The organism is Bradyrhizobium sp. (genome assembly GCF_017881085.1).
Classification (GTDB): Bacteria; Pseudomonadota; Alphaproteobacteria; order Rhizobiales; family Xanthobacteraceae; genus Bradyrhizobium.
On record NZ_JADGRI010000244.1, the window covers coordinates 1 to 8308 of the forward strand.

8 protein-coding genes and 1 pseudogene are annotated in these 8308 nt (G+C 63.3%); all 9 read right to left on the reverse strand.

Annotation, left to right across the window (positions count from 1 at the left end):
* Positions 1–131: 131 nt before the first annotated feature.
* The gene (locus tag QZ213_RS20350; protein WP_291687900.1) at positions 132–551 is read right to left on the reverse strand and encodes a TfoX/Sxy family protein; all 420 of its coding nucleotides are present in this window, start codon (positions 549–551) and stop codon (positions 132–134) included.
* A 196-nt stretch (positions 552–747) separates the two neighbouring features.
* Complete coding sequence (locus QZ213_RS20355) at positions 748–1158, reverse strand: iron-sulfur cluster assembly accessory protein (RefSeq protein WP_291687893.1); 411 nt, start codon at positions 1156–1158, stop codon at positions 748–750.
* Between the two features lie 96 nt (positions 1159–1254).
* Complete coding sequence (locus QZ213_RS20360; protein WP_291687894.1) at positions 1255–1656, reverse strand: SUF system Fe-S cluster assembly protein; 402 nt, start codon at positions 1654–1656, stop codon at positions 1255–1257.
* Positions 1653–2900 carry a cysteine desulfurase gene (locus QZ213_RS20365; protein ID WP_291687895.1) on the reverse strand — a complete coding sequence of 416 codons (1248 nt, stop codon included), beginning with the start codon at positions 2898–2900 and terminating at the stop codon, positions 1653–1655. Before QZ213_RS20365 ends, QZ213_RS20360 begins: the two co-directional genes overlap by 4 nt.
* Positions 2897–4222 (reverse strand): Fe-S cluster assembly protein SufD, encoded by a 1326-nt coding sequence (sufD, locus tag QZ213_RS20370; RefSeq protein WP_291687896.1) that lies wholly within the window; start codon positions 4220–4222, stop codon positions 2897–2899. Before sufD ends, QZ213_RS20365 begins: the two co-directional genes overlap by 4 nt.
* A gap of 20 nt (positions 4223–4242) precedes the next feature.
* Positions 4243–4995, reverse strand: coding sequence for a Fe-S cluster assembly ATPase SufC (gene sufC, locus QZ213_RS20375; RefSeq protein ID WP_291687897.1), 753 nt, complete (start codon positions 4993–4995; stop codon positions 4243–4245).
* 124 nt (positions 4996–5119) lie between these two features.
* Positions 5120–6601, reverse strand: a complete 1482-nt coding sequence (sufB, locus tag QZ213_RS20380; protein ID WP_291687898.1) for a Fe-S cluster assembly protein SufB — start codon at positions 6599–6601, stop codon at positions 5120–5122.
* 84 nt (positions 6602–6685) lie between these two features.
* Positions 6686–7852 carry a cysteine desulfurase family protein gene (locus tag QZ213_RS20385; protein WP_291687899.1) on the reverse strand — a complete coding sequence of 389 codons (1167 nt, stop codon included), beginning with the start codon at positions 7850–7852 and terminating at the stop codon, positions 6686–6688.
* Between the two features lie 32 nt (positions 7853–7884).
* Positions 7885–8308: pseudogene (locus tag QZ213_RS20390) on the reverse strand (acyltransferase); the annotation flags it as partial.

Below are 8308 nucleotides of genomic sequence, written 5' to 3' on the forward strand. Positions count from 1 at the left end.
AGCGCAACGGCCGCAACCGCGTCATCTGCGAAGTCGACCCGGAATACGCCGCCGAGAGCCGCAGCCAGGTCGCCTGATATCGTGGACGGGCAAAGGCGCATCTGCGCCGCGCCCACCAACTCACTACCCCGCTATCTCGAACGGTGGGCGCGCTTCGCCTTTCCCACCCTAGGGGCTTTGTTGCCCGCAGCCTTCTTCTTCTTCGCCGCCTTGCGTACCTTCGGCCGCTTGCGCAACGCCGCGCGCTGCGCTGCCGCCAAGGCCGCCCTCGCCCACCCGCTCAACTCCTCGGAATCATCAAACAGCCGAGCCGGCAATTGCCAGTACGAGTTCACCGTGATGGTCTTGACCCGCGTTTGATACTGAAACGGCTTTGAGCCCTCCGCCTCGAATTGCGGAATGGTCTGATCGTCGGCGCGGAAATACAGGCCGGCCCGCAGCGCCAGGGCGAAGTTGATTCCGTCGGCCGAAATGCCGAAGCCAGAGAACATCGGGCGGATCGTCACCGGGCCGAAATCCGAGAACAGATCGATCAGGAAATCGCGGTCCATGGCGCGCCGCACAGGCTCCCACCAATCGTCCCAGCGACCGCCGGGCCCCCCCGGCGTGAGCGCAATTGCGTTCATCGCCACGCCGAGGTTTCTCATCTCAGCACTATGCTCGACGACTTTGCGCAAAAGCAACTGTGGAAGTGATAGGTCCCGGCTCAAGGCCGGGACGACGCACGGTGAGGCCGCCGCCGGAGAACTAGCCGTCCACCTTCGCAGCCGTGAGCTGCACCGACTCCCCGCAGCCGCAGGCGCCGGTCTGGTTCGGGTTGTTGAAGATGAACTGCGACTGCATCTTGTCGGCCTTGTAATCCATCTCGGTGCCGAGCAGGAACAGCACCGCCTTGGGATCGACCAGGATCTTCACGCCCTTGTCCTCGACAACCTCGTCGGTCGGCTTGATATCGTGGGCGTATTCGACCGTGTAGGATTGCCCGGCGCAGCCGCCGTTCTTGATCCCGACCCTCAAGCCCACGATTTCGGAATCGGCGCGCCGGGTCAGTTCGGCGATCCGCTGCGCCGCGGCGTCGGTCAGCTTCATCACCTGCGGCCGGGGCCGCGGCTTCGGCTTGGAGGCGGGAGTTTGCGAGGCGGGTGTCATGTTAGTCATGTGGTCAATCCCAATGGCAAATCAATGCCGGCTATTTCCCGAGAACAAGCAAAACCCAAGCCACCTTGGCTTTGAGCATGATCATGCTCTAAACGCTCACCACATATTGAGGACGAGGCGCGCCTCGTCGGTCATCCGGTCCGGCGTCCACGCCGGATCCCAGACCAGATTGACGTTGACCAAGCCCACGCCGGGAACGCTGGCGACCGCGTTCTCCACCATGGTCGGCAATTCGCCGGCCGCCGGACAATTCGGGGTCGTCAGCGTCATCAGGACGTCGACGCTGCGGTCGTCCTTGATCTCGACCTTGTAGATCAGGCCGAGTTCGTAGATGTCGGCCGGGATTTCCGGATCGAACACGGTCTTCAGCGCGGAGACGATCTCGCCGGCGAGACGCTCGGTCTCCTCCGGCGGCAACGCCGAATGCGTTTCCATGTTGGCAGTTTTGACTTCAGGATTCTTGGCCTCAAGATTCTTGGCTTCGGCTGTGTCGGTCATGAAAACAATTCCCGCGCCTTGATCAGCGCCTGTGCCAGATGGTCGACTTCTTCCCTGGTATTATACATGCCGAACGAAGCGCGGCACGTCGCCGTCACATTGAACCGCTCTAAAAGCGGCATCACGCAATGGGTACCGGCGCGCACCGCGATGCCCTGGCGATCGATCACGGTCGCGACATCGTGGGGATGGGCGCCCTTCATCTCGAAGGAGATCACCGGTCCCTTGCCGCGTGCGGTGCCGATCAACCGCAGCGAATTGATTTCCCGCAGGCGTTCCTGCGCGTAGGTCAGGAGATCGTGCTCATGGGCGGCGATGCGCTCCTTGCCGATCGAATTGACGTAGTCGATCGCCGCTCCCAGGCCGATCGCCTCGACGATCGCCGGCGTCCCCGCCTCGAATTTGTGCGGCGGATCGCCGTAGGTGACCCAGTCCCGCGCGACCTCGCGGATCATCTCGCCGCCGCCGTTGTAGGGCCGCATCGCCACCAGGTGCTCGTGCTTGGCGTAGAGCACGCCGATGCCGGTCGGGCCGTACAGCTTGTGGCCGGTAAAGACGTAGAAATCGGCGTCGATATCCCTGACGTCGATCGCGAGGTGCACGGCGGCCTGGCTGCCGTCGACCAGCACGGGGATGCCGCGGGCATGTGCGATCTTCACCACGTCCTTGACCGGCACGATGGTGCCGAGCGCGTTCGACATCTGCGTGATCGCGACCAGCTTGGTGCGCGGCGTCAGCGCCTTTTCGAATGCGTCGATCAGGAAATTGCCTTCGTCATCGACGTCGACCCATTTGATGACGGCACCGTGCCGCTCCCTGAGGAAATGCCAGGGCACGATGTTGGAATGGTGCTCCATGATCGAGAGCACGATCTCGTCGCCAGCCTTGATGTTTGGCTCGCCCCAGGACGACGCCACGAGGTTGATCGCCTCGGTGGCGTTGCGGGTGAAGACGATCTCCTCGGTGCGCGCGGCATTGAGGAATCCTGCCACCTTGGCGCGGCCGCCCTCATAGGCCTCCGTCGCCGCATTGGCGAGGTAGTGCAGACCGCGATGCACGTTGGCGTATTCGCTCTTGTAGGCCTCCGTCATCCGCTCCAGCACCGCATTGGGCTTCTGCGCGGAAGCGGCGTTGTCGAGATAGACCAGCGGCTTGCCGTAGACCTTCAGCGCCAGCGCCGGAAAATCTTCCCGCACGCGCGCCACGTCATAGGAACCGTTCAGGACTGCCGGATGCATGCTCATCCCCGTGCCGCCAGCCAGCGCTGCGCCGCCGAGATCGCGAGCTCACGCAGGCTATCGCTGGCGATCGACTCAATGGCCTCGCCGACGAAAGCCTGGATCAGCAGCGCCTGAGCTTCCTTTTCGGAAAGGCCGCGCGCCCGCAAATAGAACAGCAGGCTCTCGTCGAGCGCCCCGGTGGTCGCGCCATGGCCGCAGGTGACATCGTCGGCGAAAATTTCGAGTTCCGGCTTGTTGTCGGCTTCCGCCTCGTCGGACAACAGCAGCGCCCGCGTCATCATCTTGGCGTCGGTCTTCTGCGCGTCGGGACGGACGATGATGCGGCCCTGGAACACCGAATGGCCCCGGTCGTCGACGACCGCGCGGAAGATTTCACGGCTCGAGCAATTCGGCACCGCGTGATCGAGAAACAGCGTCGTGTCCGCATGCTGGCGGCCGTTGAGCAGATTGACGCCGTTGGTCTCGACGCGCGAGCCCTCGCCGTCGAACGCCATCGTCGCCTGATAGCGGCTGACGCTCGAGCCGCTGGTAAGCCCAAACGTGTTGAAATGGGCTTTGGCGCCCAGCGTCACCTGGCTCGAAGAAATGTTGAAGGCCTCGCGGCCGTCCTCGATCAAGCGCACATGGTCGAGCCGCGCACTGTCGCCGATCGAAACGATGAGGGAGTCGTGGACCTGATAGACCTTCGCGCCCTCGGCGGCGATATAGCTTTCCACCAGCGTCGCGCTGGCGGCGTTGCCGAGCACGAACAGCGAGCGCGTGAACATCGCCGCCGGCGTTCCGCCACTGGCGATATGGATGATGTGCAAGGGCTGTGTCAGCGCGGCGCCATCGGCGACCTCGATGACGATGCCGTCCGTCATCATGGCGCTGTTCAGCGCCACCATGGAGTCGGTATTTTCCGGCCCGAGCAGTTGCGCCTGCAGCCTGGCATCGCCGGCCCCGAGCACGTCGCGCAGCGTGCGGATGCCAAGTCCTTTTTCAAGGTTGCCTGCTTCGGACAGGCCTGGCGCGAACACCCCGTCCACCAGCACCAGCCGCCGCACGCCAGCAATCGCATGCAGCTTCAAGGCCGCGGCCGCCCGCTTCAGCGCTGCCGCATCCGGCGGCGCCGCGAGCGGCAGCACTTCGCGCATCAGCGCGCGCAAATCGGTGTATTTCCAGTCTTCGATCCGCCGGTGCGGCAGGCCGACGCGCTCGTAGGCCTCGAACGCCTGCTGACGCGCCTCGGCGACCTTGCCCGCACCCGGCAAGCGGTCGCGCGCGACGGCAAACGCATCGCTCAGCGCGTGTCCGGTCTCGGTCTTTGCCAGTGCAACATTCATCACAAAATCCGCATTTCGCGTCAGGCCGCGTCTTCGAACTGGGCATAGCCGGAAGCCTCGAGCTCCAGCGCCAATTCCTTGCCGCCGCTCTTCACCACGCGGCCCTTCGACATCACGTGCACGAAGTCAGGCACGATGTAATTCAACAGCCGCTGATAATGCGTGATCACCACCATGGCGCGGTCCGGCGAGCGCAGCGCATTGACGCCGTCTGCGGCCACCCGAAGCGCGTCGATGTCGAGGCCGGAATCCATCTCGTCGAGTATGCAGAGGCTCGGCTCGAACAGCGCCATCTGCAGCACCTCGTTGCGCTTCTTCTCGCCGCCGGAGAAACCGACATTGACGCCACGGCGCAGCATTTCCTGGGGAATGTTGAGCCTGGCCGCGACCTCGCGCACCTTCTTCAGAAAGTCCGGGGTGGAGTACTCGCCCTCGCCGCGCGCCTTGCGCTGCGCGTTGAGCGCGGTGCGCAGGAAGGTCATGGTGGCGACACCGGGTATTTCCACCGGATACTGGAACGCCAGGAACACGCCCTTGGCGGCACGCGCGTCGGGCGACATCTCCAGGAGATCCTCGCCGTTGAACAGGATTTCGCCGCCGGTGACCTCATAGCCTGGTTTGCCCGCAATGACATGGCTCAGCGTCGACTTGCCTGAGCCGTTCGGCCCCATGATGGCGTGCACTTCACCCTTGTTCACGGTGAGCGAAAGCCCATGGAGAATCTCACGCTCCTCGACACGGACCTGCAGGTTCTTGACTTCCAGTAATGGCATTGTGCTCTTCCGTTTCTCTCCTCGTCCCAGGAGCGCCGAAGGCGCGTCTTGCAAGGACGTGGCCGACAATCTTTCCTCTCGTCCTTCGAGACGAGCGCTTTCACGCCCTCCTCAGGATGAGGCACTACCCAACCGAACCCTCGAGCGAGATCGAGATCAGCTTCTGCGCTTCCACCGCGAACTCCATCGGCAGTTGCTGCAGCACGTCCTTGACAAAACCGTTGACCACGAGGCCGACGGCCTCCTCCTGGCTCAGCCCGCGCTGCACGCAGTAGAACAAGACGTCCTCGGATATCTTCGAGGTGGTCGCCTCATGCTCGAACAGCGCCGAGGAATTCTTGGCCTCGATATAGGGCACGGTGTGCGCGCCGCATTTGTCGCCGATCAAAAGCGAGTCGCAGGCGGTGAAATTGCGCGCGCCGGTGGCCTTGCGGTGCGCGGTGACGAGGCCGCGATAGGTGTTCTGCGACACGCCCGCCGCGATGCCCTTGGAGATGATCCGGCTCGTCGTGTTCTTGCCGAGATGGATCATCTTGGTGCCGCTGTCGACCTGCTGATGGCCGTTCGAGATCGCGATCGAATAGAACTCGCCGCGTGAATTGTCGCCGCGCAGGATGCAGCTCGGATATTTCCAGGTGATCGCCGATCCCGTCTCGACCTGGGTCCAGGAGATTTTCGAGTTGTTGCCCCGGCAGTCGCCGCGTTTTGTCACAAAATTGTAGATGCCGCCGACGCCCTCGGAATTGCCGGGGTACCAGTTCTGCACCGTCGAATATTTGATCTCGGCGTCGTCGAGCGTCACCAGCTCGACCACGGCGGCGTGCAACTGGTTCTCGTCGCGCTGCGGCGCGGTGCAGCCTTCGAGGTAGCTGACGTAAGCACCCTTGTCGGCGATGATCAGCGTGCGCTCGAATTGCCCCGTGTTGCGCTCGTTGATGCGGAAATACGTCGACAGCTCCATCGGGCAGCGCACGCCCGGCGGCACGTAGACGAACGACCCGTCGGAGAACACGGCCGAGTTCAGCGTCGCAAAGTAATTATCCGAGGTCGGCACCACCGTGCCGAGATACTTTTTCACGAGATCGGGATGCTCGCGGATCGCCTCCGAGATCGGCATGAAGATCACGCCGGCCTGCTTCAGCTCTTTCTGGAAAGTGGTCGCGACCGACACCGAGTCGAACACCGCATCGACCGCGATCCGGCGCTCGCCTTCGGGACGCACGACGCCTTCCAGCACTTCCACCTCGCGGAGGGGAATGCCGAGCTTCTCGTAGGTCTTCAGGATTTCCGGATCGATCTCATCCAGCGACGAGATCTGCTTCTTCGGCTTCGGCGCCGAGTAGTAATAGAGATCCTGGTAATCGATCTTGGGATAGTTGACCCGCGCCCATTTCGGCTCGGTCATGGTCAGCCAGCGGCGATACGCCTCCAGCCGCCACTCCAGCATCCACGCAGGTTCGTTCTTTTTCGCCGAGATGAAGCGGACGGTATCTTCCGATAGCCCCTTCGGGGCCTTGTCGGACTCGATTACGGTCTCAAATCCATATCGATATTGATCGACGTCGATCCGGCGCACCCGATCGACGGTCTCTTGTACAGCCGCCATTCCATCCTCCGCTCGCGGTTTCAAGGACCGCGGTGGATCATTTCAGAAAGTCTATTACGATGTTTCTCGGAGGAAATCACCTGCTTAGAACCGTTCAAGCAGTGTTTCGTCGCTTCTGTTAGTTAAGGTCCCTGCCAGCCTTCGCCAAGCCTCCAGGCAGCGATCAATGTCCGCTTCGCACGAAGACCAGCCCAGACTGAGCCGCACTGCTCCCTGCGCCAGTTCCCGGCCCAAACCCATGGCTTCCAGCACATGCGACGCCTGCACCTTGCCCGAGGAGCAGGCGGAACCCGAGGAAACGGCTATGCCCGCAAGGTCGAAACCGATTACGGCCGTTTCGGCCCGAAGGCCCGGAACCGTAAACAGCGTGGTATTGGGCAACCGCGGCGCATCCTGTGCGAAGATCAGGACGCCCTGGGTCTGAAGAAGCCCGCCTTCCAGCCGATGTCGCAGGCATTCAAGGCGAATAGCGTCCTCTTCCAAAGCGCCCATGGCCGCCTTCACAGCGGCTCCAAAACCGGCGATCCCCGCGACATCCTCGGTTCCCGCCCGATGCCCGCGCTCTTGGCCACCACCGCGGAGCAGCGGCTCAAGCCCCTGCACGCTCCCGGCCCAGACCACGGCGCCGACACCCTTGGGGCCGCCGATTTTGTGCGCAGAAACCGTGACCAGGTCCGCGCCTAGCGAATTGATATTAACAGGTATTTTGCCGAAAGCCTGGATCGCATCGACGTGCAGCACGCTTCCGGCCGCATGGACGATCTCGGCTATCTCAGCAATGGGCTGGATCGCGCCAGTTTCGTTGTTGGCCAGCATGACCGAAACCAACGCCGGAGGCCCGTCCACCAGCACCTCGCGGAGGCGGTCAGGGCGTACCAGGCCGGAGCCCGACACGCCGACCTTACCGATCGCCCCGGCTGCAAACCGCCCGCCCGCGAGCACCGAGGCGTGCTCGATGGCCGAAACCACCAGCCGCTGCACCGGGGCGCCAGTCCCCCGCCGCAGCCCCGGCGCCAGCGCCAGCGCGTTGGCCTCGGTCCCACCTGACGTAAAGACCACATTGCGGGGCAGCGCGCCCACGGCGCCCGCGACCGCAGCCCGGGCATCCTCGACCAGCCGGCGGGCGCTACGACCCTCTTCGTGGACTGAGGAGGGATTGCCGGGGAGATCCCATGCCGCAGCCATCGCTTCTCGCGCTTCGGGACGAAGCGGGGTGGTTGCATTCCAGTCGAGATAGACGCGGTCGGGCATGGGGCGTCTTAGCACTTTTTCCTAATTCCCGCTCATTGCGCGGGCTGCACGGTCGGCTGCGCCGGCGCCCCGGGCTCGAATGCCGAGACCTTCAATCCGAACAGCGGCCTCAACGCACCGACCCGCCGGACGATCTCGTAGGTCAGCGCACAGGTCACGACCGTACCCGAAATCACGATGCCTGCTTCCAGCCAGGCCGGAAGATCGCTGCCGCGCAGTTCATGCGCGATCCGGATGATCGCCGTCTGATGGACAATGTAGTAGGGGAAGATCGCTTCGGTAAGATACCGCCGAGCCGCTGAATCCGCGGTGAGCCAGCGCCCAGCAAAGCCGAGCACGGCGACGATGCACAGCCATTGATAGCAGCCATAAACAGTGGCGCCATACAACCTCAGCAGCAGCGATGGCAGCATGCCGGCCTCCCTGCTCCATCGCAGGGTCACGAAGGACAGAAAC